This window comes from Gilliamella sp. B14384G12 (assembly GCF_016101825.1).
Lineage (GTDB): Bacteria > Pseudomonadota > Gammaproteobacteria > Enterobacterales > Orbaceae > Gilliamella > Gilliamella apicola_N.
This window is the reverse complement of the sequence record NZ_JACFPU010000001.1, coordinates 299,726-321,780: the sequence shown is the minus strand read 5'-3', so window position 1 is coordinate 321,780 and position 22,055 is coordinate 299,726. Positions and strand designations below refer to the sequence as shown.

Sequence of the window (22,055 nt, the reverse complement as noted above, 5' to 3'; positions counted from 1 at the left end):
TTATGTATCGATTTTTTGAAAAATTGGTGTCACCTTATCCTAAAGATGATCCTCAACCAGCGGCTAAAAACTTTTTTAGTTTTATATGGCAATCAACCAAAGGCACTCGCGTGTTTATGCTGTTATTAATCATACTAAGTGGATTAAGTGGTGCTTTTGAAGCCTTTTTATTTGCTGCATTAGGTAAAGTGGTTGACTGGCTTGCAGAAGTTGAACCATCTAAATTTTGGCAGCAAGAAAAAACCACATTAATTTTATTAGCTTTAATAATTTTAGCCAGTACGCTAATCATCAGTTTACAAACGATTATTAAACATCAATGTCTTGCTGGCAATTTCCCAATGAGAATGCGTTGGAATTTGCACAGATTAGTTCTTAATCAAAGTATGCGCTTTTTCCAAGATGAATTTGCAGGAAGAATATCAGCAAAAGTTATGCAAACAGCGCTTGCGGTTAGAGATACTTGTTTTTTAGTCGCAGATATTTTTATCTATGTACTTATTTCCTTTATTACCATGGCGGCTATCATTGGACAATTAGATCTTTGGTTATTAATGCCTTTTCTTGGTTGGACTGTGCTTTATGGGATTGCAATGTACTATTTTATTCCACGCCTAGGTAAAGTTGCCAGTATGCAAGCCGATGCACGTTCTACCATGACAGGACGAGTCACCGATGCCTATACCAATATCATGACAGTTAAACTGTTCTCACATGCAGGTAATGAAGCTAAATACGCTCAAGAATCAATGGATGAGTTTTTAGTTACTGTTAATCGACAAATGCGTTTAGTCAGCAGTTTTGAAATTGTTAACCATCTTTTATCCATTACATTAATACTCTGCACGACTGGTGTTGCTTTATGGTTATGGACAGATCAGTTAGTTGGTGTTGGAGCAATCGCAACAACTACCGCAGTCGCATTACGATTAAACGGTTTCTCTCATTGGATCATGTGGGAAATGGCTGCTCTATTTGAAAATATTGGTGTAGTGAAAGATGGTATCAATACATTTTCTTCAACTAAAACAGTCAATGATCAACCTAATGCAACTGAACTTGTTGTAAAACAAGGTAAAATTGACTTTCAACACATTAACTTCAATTATGATGCCAAAAGACAAAACTCTATCATTCAAGATTTGGATTTAACAATTAATCCAGGTGAGAAAATAGGGTTAGTAGGTCGCTCTGGAGCAGGTAAATCCACGCTTATTAATTTATTATTACGCTTTTATGATTTACAAAGTGGTAAAATTATTATTGATGGACAAGAAATTACAACCGTTACCCAAGAAAGCTTACGCGCCCAAATTGGTATGGTAACTCAAGATACGTCCCTATTACACCGCTCAGTACGAGAAAACCTACTCTATGGTAACAATCAAGCCACTGAAGAAGAAATGATTATAGCAGCAAAAAAAGCTCATGCTGATAGCTTTATTCATACACTTGTTGATGCAAACGGTAGAACAGGCTATGACGCATTTGTAGGAGAGCGAGGCATAAAATTATCAGGTGGACAACGACAGCGCATTGCAATTGCTAGAGTTATATTAAAAAATGCCCCAATTCTATTATTAGATGAGGCGACCAGTGCGTTGGATTCTGAAATTGAGCAAGCTATTCAAGAAAGTTTATATACTTTAATGGAAGGTAAAACCGTTATTGCCATTGCTCACCGATTATCAACCATCGCGGCAATGGATAGATTAGTTGTTCTTGATCAAGGAAGAATTATTGAACAAGGAACTCATCAAGAATTGCTTGATAAAAATGGACTGTATGCTCAACTTTGGAAACATCAGAGTGGTGGATTCTTAGGTGAAAACATTTAATTATTGATTTATCAGAACAAAGAGTAGTAGGACACATATAAGGCTAGTACATATATGTGTCCTTAATTCATTTATTAATCAATAAAATTCTTATAAAATTCTGATTCAAACCGCATTATTGCACCATTTTTCGGTTCACCTTGTGTATCAGCGTGATATCCTGATAATAACTGCACAAACGCCAAATATTGACCATCGGATTTTTGAATAAATCCAGCTAAATTATAACTACCTTGAATATAACCGGTTTTGGCTCGAATGGTTTCCTTAAAGGGTAATTGATTAAAGCTTTTACGATTTTGCAAGGTTCCATCAACGCCAGCAATTGGCAACATGTCAATAATCCCTAATTGCGCATTATTCGCCGAAATATATTGTAATATTTCCATTAATTTGTCTGCACTAACTAAGTTTAATCGGGATAATCCTGAACCATCCACAATGACTAAATTTTCAAGATTAATACCCGCTTTTTTAAGTAAAATTCGTTTAACTGCATCGCTACTATTACGCCAAGTTCCAGCAATGTTGTAATGATGTGCTCCGAGTGTTCTAAAAATAGCATCAGCATATAAATTATTTGATTTTTTTAACATAACAGTCAGTAATTCAGAAAGTGGGGCTGACTCACTGGAACTTAATAAAGTCAGTTGTGAGCTGTTTTTTTGGTTTTTCTCTAAAATTTTACCTGTATAAACTATTTTTTGTGATTTGAGTTCTTTTTTTAATATTGCAGAAAAATAAGCTGTTCCATCAAGTACCGCAAATTTTAATGGTATTTTATTATTTCCAGAAGCAACACATCCAGATAGATGATAACGATTTTTATCAAAATAGCTTACATCTAACTCACAATATTTATCATTTAAATCTTTACTATTGGCGGCAATTGTTTTGATATCAGCAGATACCACTACCGGAATATAAGATGCGACTGAAACAGATGCTTTAGAGCCTACCTTTCCTGGTGTGATTGTTGCATAAAAACAGTTATCGTTTATGATTGCTGCGAATGGAGGTGCATTATAACAAGCAGTTAAGTTATTCCATGACCAACCAGCGGCTTTATCATGACTGGCAAAAACTGAAGTATCTAAAATGATATTTCCTGCAATTTTTTCAATACCTTTTTGCCGCAGTTCAGTAAGCATTATTTTTAATCTATCACTTGAAAAGGTGGGATCGCCACTTAATTGAATGATAAGGTCACCATTCAACTGTTTATTACTTATTGAACCATTCGTTTTCATAAGCGTTTTAAAGCGAAAATCACTACCTAATTCAAGCTGTGCAGCTAAAGCCGTAATAACTTTTTGAGTACTAGCCGGTTGTTTAAATTGATCGCTCTTATATTTTGCTAATGTTTTCGGATTACTACCAACAGATTGAACCAGAATGGATAAATCGCTTCCTTTAGGTAACGTTGATAAATAAGGTTCTACCGATTGCGCATGTAAAAATCCTGATAAAAAAGGAAGAATACATAAAATAATTATCCTGATATTTGTCATGAAAATTGGCTCAAAATGTTAATTAATTATAATTGTTAATGGGGGGATTCAAATATAACTTTTTTTGATTTAGCTAGCAATATATACTGTACCACTTTTATAATTACATGATACCGTTTATATTAAACAGTATTTCCCATTCAAATTATCTGTATATCAAAATTATAACTAGGTCACATAAATATGATTCAACATTCATTAGGATTTCCAATAGAAACAGTATTAGTATTTGTTGGGTTATCCCTAGCTGCAATTATTATCGACTTATATGCTCACCACAATGATAAACCGATTAGTTTAAAAAATGCAATTGGATGGTCAATTTTTTGGATCGCAGTCGCCTTAGGATTTGCACTATTTTTATACATTCATCATGGTAGTACAGCTGCAAGTTTATTTATAACGGGTTATGTTCTTGAAAAAGCGTTATCTGTCGATAATTTGTTTGTTATTATGGCAATTTTTTCATGGTTTACCGTACCCAATAATTACCGTCACCGCTTACTTTACTGGGGAGTTATTGGTGCCATTATATTCCGAGGAGTTTTTGTAATAATTGGTACAAGTTTATTATCCTTAGGACCGTGGATGGAGTTAGTTTTCTCCGTTATGGTTGCTTTTACGGGAATAATGATGTTAAAAAATCAAAACAGTGATGATGAAATTAAAGATTATTCCAATCATATTGCCTTTCGCATAGCGAAACATATTTTTCCCTCATACCCTAAAATTGTAGGACACTCTTTTTTATTGACTCAAAAACAAGTAGACAGCGAACTTGAAAAACCAGAAAACAGCGATTTAATTGGCAAAATTTCTAAAAGTGTACTTTATGCAACACCGTTATTTTTATGTATTGTTGTTATTGAACTTAGTGATGTTATGTTCGCTTTTGACTCAGTCCCTGCGGTAATTGCGGTTAGCCAAGAACCATTAATTGTTTATAGTGCCATGATTTTTGCTATTTTAGGACTTAGAACGATGTATTTTGTTTTAGAGGCTATGCGACAATATTTGCTGCATCTAGGTAAAGCTGTTATCTGTTTACTATTTTTCATTGCTGGTAAATTAGCTTTAAATGCCAGTCATCATCTGTTTGGTTATGGACTCGATATTAGCCCAAGCATGAGTCTTTACATCGTGTTAGGAATTTTAGTTTTAGGTATTATTGCAAGCTTTATCTGGCCAGCAAAAAATGATGAATAATTAAAAGAGAATTGGCAGGATATGCCTGCCAATATTTAATTTACATATTATCTTTTCAATGAACGGAAATAATAACTTACTCCTAATATTACAAACCAAATAGGTGTTGCGATTAAAGCTTGGCAAGTATCAGCTTCGAAAGTAAGCAACACAATTACAAATGCAAAAAAGGCCAAACAGACAAAACACATCAAAATACCACCAGGCATTTTAAAGTCAGATTGCTCATGTAAATCAGCTTTCTTACGACGATAAGCAATATAAGAAATTAAAATCATCGACCAAATAAACATAAATAAAATAGCCGAAATCGTCGTAACTATGGTAAAGGCCTCCATAACATTAGGCACAAGGTAAATCAATACCACACCACCAAATAAGCAGAGACAAGAAAATAACAAACCATTAGCTGGAACAGAGCGACTTGATAGTTTTCCGAAAGGCTCTGGTGCATCTTGCTTTTTTGCAAGTCCAAATAACATACGACTCGTTGAGTAAATACCGCTATTAGCAGAAGAGGCAGCTGATGTCAGCACTACAAAATTAATAATGCTTGCCGCAGCAGGTAAACCTATTAAGGTAAATAATTCCACAAACGGACTTTTATTTGGTGAAATTAATGTCCAAGGTGTAACACTCATAATTATGATTAAAGCAAACACATAAAAAAAGATAATCCGAGCAGGTACAGAATTAATTGCTCGTGGTAAATTTTTATTTGGGTCGACAGTTTCTGCTGCGGTAGTACCAACTAGCTCAATTCCCACAAAAGCAAAAATTGCAATTTGAAAGCCAGCAAAAAAGCCCATACTACCATTAGGGAAGAGCCCCCCATATTGCCATAAATTTGAAAACGCTGCTGTTGTATCAGTTTGGGTAGAATGATATGAGATTAAAATTAATATACTCCCAATAACAATTAATCCAAGAATCGCAACGATTTTAATCATTGAAAACCAAAATTCCGTCTCACCAAACATTTTTACGGTTAATAAATTTAGAGTTGCTAATAAAATAACCGTCAAAAACATTGGTATCCATGCCTGTAAGTCAGGAAACCAATGTTGTGCATATCCCGCAATGGCAACAACGTCTGCAATTCCGGTAATTACCCAACAAAACCAATAAGTCCATCCTGTAAAAAAACCAGCCCAAGGCCCTAAAAGGTCATTCGCAAAATCACTAAATGATTTATACTTTAAGTTTGAAAGTAGAATTTCACCCATTGCACGCATAACAAAAAACAGGATAAAACCAATTACCATATAGACAAAAACGATTGAAGGTCCAGCCAGACTTATCGTTTTACCTGACCCCATAAATAAGCCAGTACCGATTGCACCACTAATGGCAATTAACTGAATATGTCGGTTAGAAAGGTTTCGCTTTAGATCATGGTTAGAGGATTTAATGCTCATTGCTATTATTACCTTTTATTTTCACAATTTTCCGATTCACTAGAATATAGGACTATAAAGTCTATAGAATCAAAGCGCAAGCTGAATTGTTATGAAAACTTTTTATGGGTACATAATAATTATCTATAGTTTCTTATAATAGAATTGTGTAGCATAATCCACTATACTTTATAACTTATTACAATAAATAATTAACATGAAACAAAAGAAACGCTGCTTTTACTTATCTGTCTTATACATTTTGGTTATTCTATCAGTATCAACTGGTTGCCAAAGTCATTTAAATAAAAATCCTAAACAGGATGAACAATACATGGATGGTAAGTTGCTATTAACTTCTAATGTATCATATCCCCATTTAAGCGCACCTGTTAATATTTCCGATTATGTTCTTCAAGTTGCAATGATTGAATCTTCATGCCCTGAGTTGTATCGTGAAAATGAACATATTTATACCGCTGTTAATAATTGGATTAACAACTTATTAGATTTTGATGAATTTTATAAAGTTGGATTAAATAGTTATAGAATGATTGGGCAAGATGGCTATGGTAATGTACATTTTACGGGTTATTATACACCAGTCATTAAAGCAAGACATACTCCAACATCAGAATTCAAATACCCTATTTATAAGATGCCAACCCTAACTGAAGGACAATTTCCAAGCCGTGAACAAATTTATAATGGTGCATTAGCTGGCAAAGGACTGGAAATAGCTTACAGTAACTCTCTAATGGATAACTTTATTATGGAAGTTCAAGGAAGTGCTTATATTGATTTTGAAGATGGTGAGCCCTTAGTATTTTTCAGTTATGCTGGAAAAAATGGTTATAGTTACTCAAGTATCGGGCAATTGTTAGTAAAACAAGGTGAAATTAAAAAAGAAGAATTATCAATGCAAGCAATAAAAGATTGGTCTAAAAATAAAAGTGAAGAAAAACTTAAACAATTGCTCATACAGAATCGTTCTTTTGTCTTTTTTGAACCAAAATATAATGCAGAAGTAAAAGGTGCGGCTTCGGTTCCCTTAATCGCTAATGCATCAGTTGCTTCTGACAAGTCTTTAATTCCCATTGGTACAGTAATCTTAGCCGATGTGCCACTTCTTGATGAAGATGGTCAACATCGAGGTAGAAGAGAGACTCGATTAATGGTCGCACTAGATGTAGGGGGGGCCATTAAAGGTCAACACTTTGATCTTTATCTAGGCATTGGTGAAAAGCCTGGAGAACTGGCTGGTTTTTATAATCACTATGGACGAGTATGGGTGCTAAAACCTTAATTTGCGAACATCGACGACATTAAAAGAACCTGCTAGAATAAACTAATATAAGTTGCATTAAGGATAACTCATGAGATTATGCGATCGAGATATCGAAACGTATTTACAAAATGGTAAATTAAAAATAACCCCTCAACCAGCGCCAAGCTGCATCAATGGTGCAACTATTGATGTTAGATTAGGCAATAAATTTCGTACGTTTAGGGAGCATACTACACCTTATATTGATTTGAGCGGTCCTAAAGAAGAAGTATCTGCGGTATTGGAAAAAGTGATGAGTGATGAAATAGTATTACCTGAAGGTGATGCGTTTTATCTTCATCCAGGTGAATTAGCATTAGCCGTCACTTTAGAATCTGTCACAATTCCTAATGATTTGGTTGGCTGGTTAGATGGACGATCATCTCTTGCTAGACTTGGGCTTATGGTACACGTAACAGCTCATAGGATCGATCCTGGCTGGCAAGGACAAATTGTACTAGAGTTTTTTAATTCTGGAAAAATTCCGTTAGCACTTAGACCAGGAATGACTATAGGAGCACTTAGCTTTGAAACACTAACCGGTCCAGCAGCTAGGCCGTATAATAGTAGACAAGATGCAAAATATAAAGATCAACATGGCGCAGTCGCTAGCCGTATTGATAAAGACTAAATCACTCAGTAGTTTTTATTCTGAAGGAATATTAACATGATCAAAAAAATATTGATTACTCTTTTAGTTTTAATTCTTCTTACTGCCATTGGTATCGTATCTCTTATTATTTTTGTTGATCCTAACAATTATAGAGGTTTTATTTCTGATACAGTTAAAGATAAAACAGGTTATGAATTAACTATTGACGGTAATTTACGATGGCACATCTGGCCACAAGTAAGTATATTAACTGATTCAGTTAAACTGTCTGACATTGATGCCAAAAAGCCAATTTTAACAGCGGATAATATGCGCCTTGATGTAGAGCTATTTCCTTTATTTTCAAAAAAATTAGAGGTTAAAAATGTATTTATAAAATCGGCTATCATCAATATTACCGATGACAGTAAAGGACAAGTTTATAAACATAAAGCTGAACAGCTACCCTCTGCAGATGAAAGTCAGACTACACAAACTAAGCAGCAGAAAGACTCATCAACAAAATGGGCATTTACCTTAAATAAACTTGAAGTTTCTGATAGCACTGTTGTTTTACAAAATAAAGATGATTTTATCAACTTTAGAAATATTAACCTTGCTATCATCCAAAAGGCTGATAAAAAGATTGCTATTGATGTTAAAGGCAATATCGATCGTAATCAACAAAATTTTTCTTATGTGGCTGATGCAGATGTTGATTTAGCACTATTCCCAGAAAAAGCCATAATTGATCTGAAGAAATTTGATTACACCTATAAGGGCGTAGCTATTCCTACCAAAGAACTAAAAGGCAATTTGAAAGGTGTTATTAATTATCTACACAATTCAAAACAATTAACAAGCAAGGATTTATCTTTTTCAGTTAATGAAAATTATTTTTCTGGTGCCGTTAATGCTAATTTTGATAAAAAGCCTTATATCGATTTAACGGTAACAAGTAATGAGCTAAATCTTACGCCTTTTTTAGAGAAAGACAAAAAAACAAATGAAAACATTACAATACAACAATCTCCGCCTGTTGTATCTAATGTTACAAATGTAGATAACGAACTAAACTTTCTTAATAGTTTTAACGCTAAAGCAAAACTAGACATTAAAAAATTAAATGTTAATAAGATGATATTAAATAATATCAATGTAGCTTTAGCCAATAATGATGGAGTTGCAACATTCCAAAATATTAATTTTGACTTCGCTAAAGGTCACATAGCAGCTACGGGTATGGCAAATGGTAAACAAAAATATACTCAAATAAAACTAATTCCAAAAGTTACTAATATTGATTTAAATACATTTTTCAACCAGATGGAAACACCTAATGATTTGGAAGGATTATTTAATGCAAGCGGAGATATAGAAGTAAATACATTATCTGGAAATAAGTTATTAGAAAATTTAAAAGGTAATTTATCAATTAATGTAACTAATGCGAAATTAAATAAAATCAATATAAATAGTATCATTCAGAATGCTGCAACTAAATATACTAAAGATGTTTCAGCAACTGAAAATATGAAAAATTATACAGAATTTTCTAAAATTAGTACTGATGCCTATTTAAATAGAGGAGATCTGGAATTAACAACATTAAATGCCCTTTCACCAACCCTTGAAATAGTTGATGGTTCGGGCAAAGTTGGGATGATTCAAAAAGATCTCGATATTAACATGAACATTAAAATTCTTGGTGGTTGGAACGGAAAAAGCGAAACTATTGCCAAACTACAAAAACTAGTAATTCCACTGCGTATTTACGGGCAATTTTCTAAACTTCATTATCAACTTGATATAGGTCAAGTGATTAAAGATCTCTTTAATGATAAGTTACAAGAAAGTTTAGATAAATTTCGCAACAAATTAGAAAATCGCAGCTCAAAAGATGGCTCAAAATCAAATTCCAAACAAAAAGCCGTTGATATGTTAGAAAATTTATTGAGCAAATAACAAGCTAAATTAACTAACAAGCATAATAAAAAAAGGTGAGTTAAAAACTCACCTTTTTTATTGTTAGTAAAATCCTACTCTATTTATTATAGAATAAACTTACTTAGATCCTCATCTGCTACAAGTTTATCTAAATGGTCACTTACATATTTAGCATCAATAGTCACTGTTTTGCCATTAAGTTCACTTGCATCAAATGATACTTCTTCCATTAGACGTTCAAGCACAGTGTGTAACCTACGAGCACCGATATTTTCATTTTGCTCATTTACTTGCCAAGCTGATTCGGCAATTTTACGAATACCGTCAGGTGTAAAGTCGATATTCACCCCTTCAGTTGCCATTAATGCTTTATATTGCACAGTTAATGATGCATTCGGTTCAGTTAAAATTCTTTCGAAATCTTCGCTAGTTAACGCTTGTAATTCAACTCGAATTGGTAAACGCCCTTGAAGTTCAGGAATTAAATCTGATGGATTTGCAGTTTGGAATGCACCAGAAGCGATAAATAAAATATGATCGGTTTTTACCGAGCCATGTTTAGTTGAAACAGTACAACCTTCAACAAGTGGTAATAAATCACGCTGAACACCTTCACGCGAAACATCTGGTCCAGAGGAATTACCTCTTTTACACACTTTATCAATCTCATCAATAAACACAATACCATTTTGTTCAACTGCTTCAATTGCTTCATGTTTAAGCTCATCAGGGTTAACCAATTTTGCTGCTTCTTCTTCAGTAAGCTGCTTGAAGGCATCTTTAATCTTCATTTTGCGAGCTTTAGTTTTTTGCCCACCTAAATTTTGGAACATTGACTGCAATTGATTAGTCATTTCTTCCATTCCTGGTGGCGCCATAATTTCAACGCCAATATTAACACCAGCAACTTCGATTTCTATTTCTTTATCGTCAAGTGAACCTTCTCGTAATTTTTTTCTAAATGCTTGTCGAGCAGTCGAATCATTATTATTTTCAACTTGCCCCCAACCATCTTTAGCAGGCGGTACAAGCACATCTAAAATACGTTCTTCAGCTAGTTCTTGAGCTCTATTTCGGTTTCTTTCAATTGCTTCTTGCCGAATCATCTTAACAGCAGAGTCAGTTAGATCTCGAATGATTGAGTCAACTTCTTTACCTACATAGCCAACTTCGGTAAATTTTGTTGCTTCGACTTTAATAAATGGAGCTCTAGCAAGTTTAGCTAATCTTCTTGCAATTTCTGTTTTACCAACACCCGTTGGACCTATCATGAGAATATTTTTTGGCGTAACTTCATGACGTAATGCTTCATCAAGTTGCATTCGACGCCAACGATTACGCAAAGCAATAGCAACTGAACGTTTTGCTTTATCTTGTCCAATAATATGTTGGTTTAATTCGCTTACAATTTCGCGAGGAGTCATTTCAGACATAATAGTAGTTCTCTTAAATCAGTTTAATTAGTAATTGAGTTCTTCAATAGTTTGGAAGTTGTTGGTGTAAACACAAATGTCACCCGCTATTGATAGAGATTTTTGTACGATATCATGTGCAGATAATGCTGTATTATCTAACAAAGCTCTAGCTGCTGCTTGAGCATAAGGTCCACCCGAACCAATGGCAATAAGATCATCTTCTGGCTGTATAACATCACCAGTACCTGTAATAATCAGTGAGGCACTTTCATCGGCAACAGCAAGTAATGCTTCTAATTTACGTAGCATTCTATCTGTACGCCAATCTTTAGCTAGTTCAACAGCAGCCTTAGTTAAATGACCTTGGTGCATTTCTAGTTTACGTTCAAATAACTCAAAAAGTGTAAAAGCATCGGCAGTACCACCGGCAAAACCCGCAATTACTTTATTATTATATAAACGACGAACTTTACGTGCATTACCTTTCATAATAATACGTTCACCAAGTGTAACTTGACCATCACCACCAATAACCACTTGCCCTTCACGGCGAACGCTGACTATTGTTGTCATATTCTGCTCCTTCTCTTACTTAAAATAACTAAATTTGGAATGAATAGAAGATATATGAGGACGAATAATTGATTTTCAACATCTCCATTAAAAGATGTTGAAAATTTATTTCTATAAAGAAGCTTTTAGATCAAATCATTTTTAATAAAATAATTTCAATACTATTTGGGTTGGAATTCAACTGTCATATTTTTTACTTCATCATATAAACCACTCGCTGGTTTTGGAATAGTTGCAAGTTTAGTGGCAGCAACCGCTTCACGACATAAAGCTTCATCACCTCCACTAGAAGTTACATTAAGTAATAACCCATCCGGTGCTATTTGAATTTGTAAAACACAACTTTTGCCACTATAAACATTAGCTGGATTTATAAATTTATTGCTTATAGCATTTGTCACTAACGCTTTGTATTTAGCTAGTTCATCTTCGGATGAACCTTTACGACTTGCAGAAGCTCCACTTTGATCACTTGGAGAATTTGGAGCGCCAGAAGTCAGACCACCTAATAGATCATTAATAGCTTTATCTTTTTTAGCCTGTTCTGCCTTTTGTTTAGCTTTAATCTCCGCTGCTCTCTTTTCTGCTGCCGCCTTTTCCGCCGCTGCTTTCTCTGCCGCCGCCTTTTCCGCTGCTGCTTTTTCTGCCGCCGCCTTTTCCGCGGCTGCTTTCTCTGCCGCTGCTTTTTCTGCTGCCGCCTTTTCCGCGGCTGCTTTCTCTGCCGCTGCCTTTTCCGCTGCTGCTTTCTCTGCCGCTGCCTTTTCCGCTGCTGCTTTCTCTGCCGCTGCCTTTTCCGCTGCTGCTTTCTCTGCTGCAATCCTTTCTTCTTCTTGCTTTTTCAATTGCTCAGCAAGTTTTATACGTTCTTTTGTTAAATCCTTTAGATATTGTTGTTCAGCTAGTTGTTTTTCTTGCAATTCTTTAGCTTGATCGGCTAACTGCTGTTCTCTTTTTCTATCAGCTTGCTGTTGGCTCTCTTTCGTTTTTAATTGACGTTGATATTGATCAGTCATAACAGAAGGATCGATCATAATAGCATCAATACTGTTTCCAGTCTCTTTACCATAATTGACACCATCTATATTTTTTATAGCTTGATAACCAAGAATAATAATTAAGATTAAATGTAATATAATCGATATTATGATTGGTATACTTAATTTAGAATTTCGCATATAAGACATTGCTGATATTTTTAATGTATTATTATGGTTAGTTAAATTGGTTGAGTCATCAGTCCAACAGATTTAACGCCTGCAGATTGCAATAAATTTAATGCTTTTATAATTTCTTCATAAGGAACATTCTTAGCACCACCAACTAAAAAAACAGCTTTTTCATTTATTGAAATTTGATGTTTTACCTCAGCAACAATTTGCTCTTGCGGTAAGTCGGATTGACGATCTTGATCAATAATGAGAGCATATACACCAATACCAGATACTTCAATGATTATCGGTTTATTGTCAGCAGGAGAAACTGTTTTTGATTCTGATGCTTCAGGTAAGTCTACCTCTACACTTTGGCTTATAATTGGTGCTGTTGCCATAAAAATAAGCACCAACACTAATAATACATCAAGCAACGGAACTATATTGATTTCAGATTTAGTTGAATATCGTGAACGTCTACTCATAATTATTTCCTAACAGCCACAGCTTGACGTTGTAAAATAGCTGAAAATTCGTCAATAAAATTAAGGTAACTCTGTTCAAGTCGACTTACACGTAGTGATAAGCGATTATAAGCAAGAACAGCAGGTATAGCAGCGAATAAACCAATCGCCGTTGCAATTAAAGCTTCAGCTATCCCCGGAGCAACCATTTGTAATGTTGCTTGTTTTACCGCACCTAAAGAAATAAACGCATGCATAATCCCCCAAACAGTACCAAATAAGCCGATATAAGGGCTAATTGAACCTACAGTACCTAAAAAAGGAATATGTAATTCTAAATTATCGAGTTCACGGTTCATTGCTAACCGCATAGAGCGAGAAGCTCCATCTAATGCAGCTTCTGGCATATTTGGGTTGATTTGGTAAAGACGTGAAAATTCCTTAAAACCTGAATAGAAAATATGTTCTGTACCGCTAATGTCTTCTTTATGATATTTTGCTTTATCAAACAACATATTTAGTTCTTCCGATGCCCAGAAACTATTTTCGAATTGATCAATTTGTTTTTTAGCCTTCCCTAAAATTTTAGTACGTTGGAATATAATAGCCCAAGACATCACAGAAAATGCTAGTAACAATAACATAACGCCTTGTACCAAAAGGCCTGCCTGTAAAAAAAGATCAATAATATTCAAATTTTCCACTTAAATAAACTCCAAAACTAATAACTTTGGAAGCGCACATGGCTTCATTTTAGTCATATTGACACAAGCAATAACTATATCAGCATTGCTGATAATTTGCTTATTCTGATTTAATATAGTCTGTTTAAAAATAATAGACGCCTTACGAATTTGCTCAACCTGAGTGCTGATAGTTAGCATGTCATCTAAACGTGCTGGAAAGTCGTAGCTAATATCCATCTTTTTAACAACAAAAGCAATACCTTCTTGTAGTAATGTTTGTTGACTAATATCAAGCTGTCTTAGCATTTCTGTTCTAGCACGTTCATAAAAAGCAAGATACCGAGCGTGGTAAACAACTCCGCCAGCATCCGTGTCTTCATAATAGACTCTTGCATTCCAATTGAATTGTTTCATATTCTATGATCTAATTTAAACTAAAAAATTAGCGACATTATATCTGAATATAAAATTCGCTGCACTATGATATAAAAATAGTTAAATGAAAACAATTATCATTTGTCAATTATTTATCACATTGGCAGACTAATAATCAAAAAGGTGACAATTTGTCACCTTTATATTTATTTTTTGTAGATTTCACTATTTGTTCATTTCTTTTTCGTTACTAGAGTTTTCAACCCAAAGTCCAGTAACAACAGCAAGCATACAAGTTGCAATAACTCCAATGAACCATAATACGTAATACATAATTATTCCTTAATAAAGTGAATGTTTATTATTTTCAATATGATTTTTGTCTAATCGCCCAAACATTTTTATATAACTCCAAATAGTATAGAAAAGTATGATTGGTAAGAATATTACCACCACACCAAACATTATATTCAGTGTTAATTGACTAGAACTTGCATCCCATATTGTTAAACTAGCATTTGGCATAATGCTTGATGGAATAACAAATGGGAATGTTGCAATACCATATGTAAATAATACACAAGCAATGGTTAAAGAAGATGATAAAAACACTAATCCATTTTTATTCAAACCAGAAAAGAAAATAGTTAATAATGGTAATAATACACCTAATGCAGGAACAAGCCATAAAATAGGGTAATTCATGTAATTTTTTAACCATGAAACATCTGTTGATACAGTCTTATTTAACGGATGAGAAACACCATTGTAATCTATTGCACTAGTAATTTCATAACCATGAATACCAAAAGTAACCCACACACCAGCCAATACGAATGCAATTAACATAATTAAACTAGCAATTTGGGTTGCTTTTCTAGCTCTTAGATAAAGTTCACCAGAAGTCTTTAATTGCAACCAAGCCCCACCATGAGCAACCATTAACATTAAGCTGACAATACCTGCTAATAATGCAAATGGATTAAGTAGACCAAAAAAAGAACCATCATAAAAAGCACGATAAGAATTATCGAATCTAAATGGTACACCTTCTAATAAGTTTCCAAAAGCTACCCCTAACACAAGTGCAGGAACAAAGCTTCCTAAAAAGATAGCGATATCCCACATATTACGCCATTTAGTGTTCTCTAATTTACTACGATAATCAAAACCAATTGGTCTAAAGAATAATGCACATAACACTAAAATCATCGCAATATAAAAACCAGAAAAGGATACAGCATAAGCCATAGGCCAAGCAGCAAATATACCTGCACCACCAGTAATTAACCAAACTTGGTTACCATCCCAGTGTGGAGCAATTGCATTTATCATTATACGACGTTCAGAATCAGTTTTACCGATAAAAGGTAATAAAATACCAACGCCCATATCAAAGCCATCAGTGATAACAAAAGCGATTAAAACAACACTAATCAACACCCACCAGATGACGCGTACAATTTCGTAATCAATCATTGTATATACTCCCTATGCCTATTCTGATATCGCTTGTGTTTTTTCATAATAATAGTTGCCAGTACCTAATGAACTCGGTCCTAATCGTGCAAACTTGAACATCAAGAACAATTCAGCAACTAAAAATAGTGTATATAGACCACAAACTAAGGTCATAGTAAATAATACTTCCCCTGGCGTTAACGAGGAATTGGCGACTCCAGTCGGTAAAATATCTTGAATTGCCCAAGGTTGACGACCATATTCCGCAACAAACCAGCCACATTCACAAGCAAGCCATGGCGCAGGCAATAATAGAAGAAGTAAACGATGTAACCAACGTTTTTGACCAATTTTATTTTTGTAAGTTGCCCATAACGCGAGTCCGGCACCTAAAATCATCAGCAATCCAAAACCAACCATTCCTCTAAATGCCCAGAACAAAGGCCATACAGTTGGAATTGAATCATCTGTCGCCGCTTTAATATGTTCTTCAGTAGCCTCAGGAATCGTTAAATTATCACGATCAGTAAAACGTTTAACCAAATAACCATATCCTAAATCGGCTTTATTATCCTCAAAGGCTTTAAGAACAGATGGATCTTGATCGCCTTTTTGAATTTTTTCTAAATTAGCATAGGCTAAGATACCATTACGGATTCTGGTTTCATTATCAGTAATAATATCTTTCAAACCAATTACTTGCTTATCAAGTGAACGGGTCGTCATTATTCCCATTACATACGGAATCTCAATTGCAAATAAATTTTCCTTATTTTTTTGCGATGGGAATGCAATCACATTAAATGACGCTGGTGCAGGTTGAGTTTCCCATTCGCCTTCAATTGCTGCCAGTTTAGTAGGTTGTACGGTCGACAATTCGTGACCTGCTTCATCCCCCATGACGGCGACAACAATTGACATGATAAAACCAAACATGGCCGCTACGGCAAAAGAACGATTTGCGAAAGGTAAATCTCGTTTCTTTAAAAGATAATATGAGCTAATACTTAAAACAAACATCGCACCGGTTAAGTATCCTGCAGCAACAGTATGTACGAATTTGTATTGAGCAACAGAATTGGTAATTAGTTCGAAAAAGCTGGCCATTTCCATACGTGAGTTTATCGGATTAAAGTCAGATCCTATAGGGAATTGCATCCATCCATTTGCAACTAAAATCCAAAGTGCTGAAAAGTTTGAACCAAACGCCACACACCAAGTGACCATTAAATGTTTACCACGACTTAGTCTATCCCATCCAAAAAAGAATAAACCAACCATCGTTGATTCCAAGAAAAATGCCATTAATCCTTCAATTGCAAGCGGTGCACCAAAAATATCACCCACATAGTGTGAGTAATAAGACCAGTTGGTACCGAATTGAAATTCCATGGTTAAACCTGTAGCAACACCAACAGCAAAATTAATACCGAATAGTTTACCCCAGAATTTGGTCATATCCTTCCAGACTTGCTTGCCACTCACAACATATACTGTTTCCATAATTGCAAGCATAAATGCCAAGCCCAGTGTTAATGGTACAAAAATGAAATGATACATTGCTGTGAGTGCAAATTGAAGGCGTGACAGTTCTACTATATCTAACATAAAGCGCTCCCTTATCCTTAAATGCTTAAATGCCCACAAAATTTGTAAAGTTACTTTAGCTATTGTACAACATTATTTAAAGAATAAAAATTGACAGGGATCAAAAATTATATTTCAAACTGTTTTTTAACAGCACTTCCGATATCAGCAAGGTTAGTAACAATAGTTATACCTGCTGCTAATAGTGCTTTGGTTTTTTCTTTCGCTGTACCTTTGTTACCAGAAATAATCGCACCAGCATGTCCCATGCGTTTACCTGCTGGAGCAGATGTTCCTGCAATATAGGCTATAACAGGTTTAGTTACATGTTTTTTAATATATTCTGCGGCTTCTTCTTCTGCACTTCCTCCAATTTCACCTATCATAACAATAGCCTCAGTCTTTGGATCTTGTTCAAGTAATTTCAAAATTGAAACAAAATCACTTCCAGGAATTGGGTCACCGCCAATACCGACACAAACAGATTGACCAATACCGATATCCGTTGTCTGTTTAACTGCTTCATAAGTTAACGTTCCAGAGCGAGAAACAATCCCAACTTTACCCGCTAAATGAATATGCCCTGGCATAATACCAATTTTACATTCATTCGGTACAATAATTCCAGGGCAATTTGGTCCAATCATTACTACGTCGTTTTGTTTCAATTTTTCTTTGACGATTAACATATCTAAAGTTGGGATGCCTTCAGTTATACAAACAATTAATTTTATTCCAGCATCAATTGCTTCTAAGATGGAATCTTTTCCAAATGCAGCTGGCACATAAATGACGGTGGCTGTAGCACCCGTTGCCGCAACAGCCTCTTTAACGGTATTAAAGACTGGCAAACCTAAATGTGTTGTTCCACCTTTACCCGGTGTGACGCCTCCAACCATTTTAGTACCATATGCTATCGCTTGTTGAGAATGGAATGTACCTTGACTACCAGTAAATCCTTGACAGATGACTTTGGTTTCTTTATTGACTAAAATTGACATAATAAATATTCTCCACTCTCACTATTTTGCAACGCCAACGATTTTCTGTGCAGCATCTGTTAAACTTTTGGCAGTAATAATATTTAGATTACTATCAGCTAAAATACCTCGGGCAATTTCGGCATTATTACCTTGAAGTCGTACAACAACCGGAACCTTAAGACCTATTTCTTGAATTGCACTAATAATACCTTCAGCAATTAAATCACAACGAACAATACCACCAAAAATATTGACTAAAATCGCTTTGACGTTTTTTTCTGATAAAATCAATTTAAATGCTTCTGCTACACGTTCTTGAGTTGTACTACCGCCAACATCTAAAAAGTTAGCAGGTTCACCGCCATATAATTTGATGATATCCATTGTAGCCATTGCTAATCCAGCACCGTTAACCATGCATCCAATATTTCCATCTAAAGAAACATAACTAATACCTTGTTTGGCAGCAATGGATTCAAGTTCATCTTCTTGCGTTGTATCTTTTAAATAATTTAATTTTGGATGACGAAAAAGAGCATTATCATCAAGAACGATTTTAGCATCTAAACAAACAAGTTCTTGTTCATTAGTAATAACTAAAGGGTTAACTTCAGCTAATGCAACATCGTTATCTAAAAATAGATTAGCAAAATTAACAAATAATTTAGAAAATTGGTTAACAAGCTTACCTGTTAATCCCAATTTAAAAGCAAGTTCACGACCTTGGAAAGCAGATGGTCCAGTTAACGGATCGAGCGGCATTTTGTGAATTAAGTGTGGAGATTTTTCAGCAACACTTTCAATATCAACGCCTCCCTCAGTCGATGCCATAATAACAACACGTTTAGAGCTTCGATCAATAACTGCACCTAAATAAAGTTCTTTAAAAATATTTGAAGCTTTTTCGATTAAAATCTGATTTACTGGTTGGCCTTTGGCTGTTGTTTGATAAGTGACTAAATATTTACCTAACCACTTTTCAGCAAAACCTTTTATCTCGTTAAAGTTTTTAGTACAAATTACGCCCCCAGCTTTACCTCTTCCTCCGGCATGAACCTGGCATTTAGCAACCCAAGAACTAATATCCGATTGGGATTGTAATTTTGATAAAATATCTTTTACCTCATCAACTGAATTACAAACATAGCCTTCAGGTACGGGTAAATTGTATTCTTTAAAAATATATTTTGATTGATACTCGTGCAGGTTCATAACTAAATTCCATGATTTAAATTAATATAAACACTGATAATAATTCTAATCCAAGATGAATAAATTGTGTAGTAAATAATATCTTATGTTGATAGTAATTGAGAATGATTGCTGATATTAATTGACAATGATATACTCAAAACATATTTTTGATGAAGTAATAACAGTAAAGGTATAAATATGGCGAACGTTGGTATTTTTTTTGGTAGTGATACAGGTAATACAGAAAATGTAGCAAAGCAAATCCAACAAATTTTAGGTAGTGACAAAGCAGATATTTTTGATATTGCAAAAACAACTAAAGAAACACTAGAACAATATAATTACCTTTTTTTAGGTATTCCAACTTGGTACTATGGTGAATCACAAGCTGATTGGGATGATTTTTTTCCTAACTTAGAGCAAATTGATTTCAATGGTAAAACGGTTGCTATTTTTGGTTGTGGAGATCAAGAAGATTATGCAGAATATTTTTGTGATGCCATGGGTACATTACGCGATGTTATCGAGCCTAAGGGCGCAAAAATAGTTGGACATTGGTCAACTGAAGGATACAGCTTTGAAGCATCAAAAAGTTTAGTTGACGATACTCACTTTGTAGGATTAGCCATTGATGAAGATCGCCAACCAGAATTATCAGAAGAACGAATCAGTAATTGGGTCAATCAAGTCAAAACCGAAATGAACATTTAATCAATTGAAATGATTTATTTTATTTATCGTACATAGTTTCTATAATATGTAATTATTAATAACTTAATTGGGATGTAATATGAAAAATCATGATAATGATAATAATGCAGCGCTTAAAAGTGCTGGTTTAAAGGTTACGTTACCACGATTAAAGATTTTAGAATTATTGAGAGATCCTTCATGTCAACATATCACCGTCGAGGATCTTTATAAAAAATTGCTTGATATGGGCGAAGAAATCGGTCTCGCCACCGTCTACCGTGTTTTAAACCAATTTGATGATGCTGGAATCGTAACACGTCATAATTTTGAAGGTGGCAGAGCAGTATTTGAGCTTGCAACGCAAAAGCACCATGATCATTTAATTTGTTTAGATTGTGGTGAAGTATTTGAATTTCGAGATGAAATTATCAATGCAAGACAAAAAGAAATTGCTGAGCAATATGGAGTTAAATTAACTTTTCATAGCTTATATCTTTATGGACATTGCCAATCAGGTAATTGTAAAGCCCATCCTGAACTTCATACAAAAAAATAAGCCTATTTCTGATAGGCTTTTTCACTTACAATTATCACTAAGACAAGTTATCTTTTCTATCAGGTTAATATTTACATGAAACAGCTTTTGAATTTTATACCCCTTGTAATCTTTTTTATATTTTTGACAATGTATGATGTCTTTGTTGGTGTACAAGCCTTGATGATAGCAGCAACGGTCTGTTTTCTAATTGTGCTTATCATTTACCGAAAAATAGACAAAGTAGAATTGATATCTTATTTAATGGTGATGGTTTTTGGTGGGTTTACTCTTTATACCCGAGAACCTAATGTTATAAAATGGAAAGTGACAATTATTAACTTTTTGTTTGCCTCAGGTTTACTCATTAGTCAGTATGGTTTCAAAAAAAATATGCTTCAAAAGCTTCTAGGCAAAGAAATTCAGCTAGATTCAGTCATTTGGAATAGATTAAATATATTATGGATAGCTTTCTTCATGACATGTGGCGTGATTAGTTTAGGTGCGACCTATTATACAACAGATGACTTTTTCTGGATTTTTAAAGTATTTATTTTACCTGGTGCATCGTTATTATTATCCTTAATATCAGGAATCTATATATATAAAAATATGGATAAAGATATAGACAGTAAATAGCATAGATGGAGTATTTTAATATGAAACAATCCGATACATCCCCTAAAGGCCAACTAGTACTAAGAACACTGGCAATGCCTGCTGATACAAATCCTCATGGTCATATTTTTGGCGGTTGGATAATGTCGCAAATGGATCTCGCTGGCGGTATTTTATCAAAAGAGATCGCTAGAAATCGAGTTGTAACAGTAAACGCGAGTAGCATTACTTTTCATAAGCCTGCAATGGTGGGAGATGTAGTTTGTTGTTATGCTCATTGTATCAAAACAGGGAAAACATCTATTACTATTGGTATTGAAGTTTGGGTTAAAAAAGTAATTGATACAACAGATTCACTAAAACGTTTTTGTATCACTGATGCAGTATTTACTTATGTTTCAGTGGATAAACACAATAATCCCAAACCATTACCTGAAGTATTTCAGGATTATGATTGTACTAAAGATGGGATTAGTAAACTCAACTTAAGTAATAGCTAACT

22 protein-coding genes are annotated in these 22,055 nt (G+C 34.4%); 9 read left to right on the top strand and 13 right to left on the bottom strand.

The features are described 5' to 3' along the window. Window positions 1-2: 2 nt before the first annotated feature. Window positions 3-1,838 (top strand): ABC transporter ATP-binding protein, encoded by a 1,836-nt coding sequence (locus H3S73_RS01445; RefSeq protein WP_198227011.1) that lies wholly within the window; start codon window positions 3-5, stop codon window positions 1,836-1,838. Between the two features lie 74 nt (window positions 1,839-1,912). Here the strand turns inward: H3S73_RS01445 and dacB are convergent, their stop codons facing one another. Next, the gene (gene dacB / locus H3S73_RS01440) at window positions 1,913-3,349 is read right to left on the bottom strand and encodes a serine-type D-Ala-D-Ala carboxypeptidase (protein WP_198227009.1); all 1,437 of its coding nucleotides are present in this window, start codon (window positions 3,347-3,349) and stop codon (window positions 1,913-1,915) included. A gap of 183 nt (window positions 3,350-3,532) precedes the next feature. On the opposite strand from dacB, the gene H3S73_RS01435 reads away from it, so the two are divergent. Next, complete coding sequence (locus H3S73_RS01435) at window positions 3,533-4,555, top strand: TerC/Alx family metal homeostasis membrane protein (protein ID WP_198227007.1); 1,023 nt, start codon at window positions 3,533-3,535, stop codon at window positions 4,553-4,555. Window positions 4,556-4,602: 47 nt separating this feature from the next. Here H3S73_RS01435 and cycA read toward each other — a convergent pair whose 3' ends face one another. Beyond that, complete coding sequence (gene cycA / locus H3S73_RS01430; RefSeq protein ID WP_198227005.1) at window positions 4,603-5,973, bottom strand: D-serine/D-alanine/glycine transporter; 1,371 nt, start codon at window positions 5,971-5,973, stop codon at window positions 4,603-4,605. A 196-nt stretch (window positions 5,974-6,169) separates the two neighbouring features. Between cycA and mltA the strand changes: the two genes are divergently transcribed. The 3 genes from mltA to asmA all read left to right on the top strand — a co-directional run bounded on the left by mltA (window position 6,170) and on the right by asmA (window position 9,836). Beyond that, window positions 6,170-7,258: a murein transglycosylase A gene (gene mltA, locus H3S73_RS01425; RefSeq protein WP_198227003.1), complete on the top strand. Its 1,089-nt coding sequence runs from the start codon at window positions 6,170-6,172 to the stop codon at window positions 7,256-7,258. Between the two features lie 70 nt (window positions 7,259-7,328). Then, window positions 7,329-7,910 carry a dCTP deaminase gene (gene dcd, locus H3S73_RS01420; RefSeq protein WP_198227001.1) on the top strand — a complete coding sequence of 194 codons (582 nt, stop codon included), beginning with the start codon at window positions 7,329-7,331 and terminating at the stop codon, window positions 7,908-7,910. Between the two features lie 36 nt (window positions 7,911-7,946). Beyond that, entirely contained in the window at window positions 7,947-9,836 is a 1,890-nt protein-coding gene (asmA, locus tag H3S73_RS01415; protein WP_198235716.1) for an outer membrane assembly protein AsmA, read from the top strand. A gap of 86 nt (window positions 9,837-9,922) precedes the next feature. Here asmA and hslU read toward each other — a convergent pair whose 3' ends face one another. The 11 genes from hslU to sucC all read right to left on the bottom strand — a co-directional run bounded on the left by hslU (window position 9,923) and on the right by sucC (window position 19,725). After that, a complete protein-coding gene (gene hslU / locus H3S73_RS01410; protein WP_198226997.1) occupies window positions 9,923-11,251 on the bottom strand; it encodes an HslU--HslV peptidase ATPase subunit in 1,329 nt (442 codons plus the stop codon). 27 nt (window positions 11,252-11,278) lie between these two features. Then, window positions 11,279-11,806: an ATP-dependent protease subunit HslV gene (gene hslV / locus H3S73_RS01405; protein ID WP_198226995.1), complete on the bottom strand. Its 528-nt coding sequence runs from the start codon at window positions 11,804-11,806 to the stop codon at window positions 11,279-11,281. Window positions 11,807-11,967: 161 nt separating this feature from the next. After that, window positions 11,968-12,981, bottom strand: coding sequence for a cell envelope integrity protein TolA (gene tolA / locus H3S73_RS01400; RefSeq protein ID WP_232352900.1), 1,014 nt, complete (start codon window positions 12,979-12,981; stop codon window positions 11,968-11,970). 41 nt (window positions 12,982-13,022) lie between these two features. Then, on the bottom strand, window positions 13,023-13,442 hold the full coding sequence (gene tolR, locus H3S73_RS01395) for a colicin uptake protein TolR (RefSeq protein WP_065738668.1): 420 nt from the start codon (window positions 13,440-13,442) through the stop codon (window positions 13,023-13,025). Between the two features lie 2 nt (window positions 13,443-13,444). After that, window positions 13,445-14,125: a protein TolQ gene (tolQ, locus tag H3S73_RS01390; RefSeq protein ID WP_198226991.1), complete on the bottom strand. Its 681-nt coding sequence runs from the start codon at window positions 14,123-14,125 to the stop codon at window positions 13,445-13,447. Beyond that, window positions 14,126-14,521: a tol-pal system-associated acyl-CoA thioesterase gene (gene ybgC, locus H3S73_RS01385; RefSeq protein WP_198226989.1), complete on the bottom strand. Its 396-nt coding sequence runs from the start codon at window positions 14,519-14,521 to the stop codon at window positions 14,126-14,128. It abuts the gene before it with no gap. Between the two features lie 186 nt (window positions 14,522-14,707). Then, window positions 14,708-14,815 carry a cytochrome bd oxidase small subunit, CydX/CbdX family gene (locus tag H3S73_RS01380; protein ID WP_198226987.1) on the bottom strand — a complete coding sequence of 36 codons (108 nt, stop codon included), beginning with the start codon at window positions 14,813-14,815 and terminating at the stop codon, window positions 14,708-14,710. 9 nt (window positions 14,816-14,824) lie between these two features. Further along, window positions 14,825-15,961, bottom strand: coding sequence for a cytochrome d ubiquinol oxidase subunit II (gene cydB / locus H3S73_RS01375; protein ID WP_065738665.1), 1,137 nt, complete (start codon window positions 15,959-15,961; stop codon window positions 14,825-14,827). Window positions 15,962-15,979: 18 nt separating this feature from the next. Beyond that, window positions 15,980-17,551 (bottom strand): cytochrome ubiquinol oxidase subunit I, encoded by a 1,572-nt coding sequence (locus H3S73_RS01370; protein ID WP_198235714.1) that lies wholly within the window; start codon window positions 17,549-17,551, stop codon window positions 15,980-15,982. A 107-nt stretch (window positions 17,552-17,658) separates the two neighbouring features. Next, entirely contained in the window at window positions 17,659-18,531 is an 873-nt protein-coding gene (sucD, locus tag H3S73_RS01365) for a succinate--CoA ligase subunit alpha (protein WP_198226983.1), read from the bottom strand. 21 nt (window positions 18,532-18,552) lie between these two features. Beyond that, window positions 18,553-19,725, bottom strand: a complete 1,173-nt coding sequence (sucC, locus tag H3S73_RS01360) for an ADP-forming succinate--CoA ligase subunit beta (protein ID WP_198235713.1) — start codon at window positions 19,723-19,725, stop codon at window positions 18,553-18,555. Between the two features lie 180 nt (window positions 19,726-19,905). On the opposite strand from sucC, the gene fldA reads away from it, so the two are divergent. The 4 genes from fldA (at window position 19,906) to yciA (ending at window position 22,053) form a co-directional block, all read left to right on the top strand. Beyond that, on the top strand, window positions 19,906-20,418 hold the full coding sequence (fldA, locus tag H3S73_RS01355) for a flavodoxin FldA (protein WP_198226979.1): 513 nt from the start codon (window positions 19,906-19,908) through the stop codon (window positions 20,416-20,418). Between the two features lie 79 nt (window positions 20,419-20,497). Next, window positions 20,498-20,956 (top strand): ferric iron uptake transcriptional regulator, encoded by a 459-nt coding sequence (gene fur / locus H3S73_RS01350; protein WP_025316178.1) that lies wholly within the window; start codon window positions 20,498-20,500, stop codon window positions 20,954-20,956. Window positions 20,957-21,031: 75 nt separating this feature from the next. Then, on the top strand, window positions 21,032-21,574 hold the full coding sequence (locus H3S73_RS01345) for an inner membrane-spanning protein YciB (protein ID WP_144091522.1): 543 nt from the start codon (window positions 21,032-21,034) through the stop codon (window positions 21,572-21,574). Window positions 21,575-21,594: 20 nt separating this feature from the next. Then, the gene (gene yciA / locus H3S73_RS01340) at window positions 21,595-22,053 is read left to right on the top strand and encodes an acyl-CoA thioester hydrolase YciA (protein ID WP_086327217.1); all 459 of its coding nucleotides are present in this window, start codon (window positions 21,595-21,597) and stop codon (window positions 22,051-22,053) included. The last annotated feature ends 2 nt before the right edge of the window (window positions 22,054-22,055 follow it).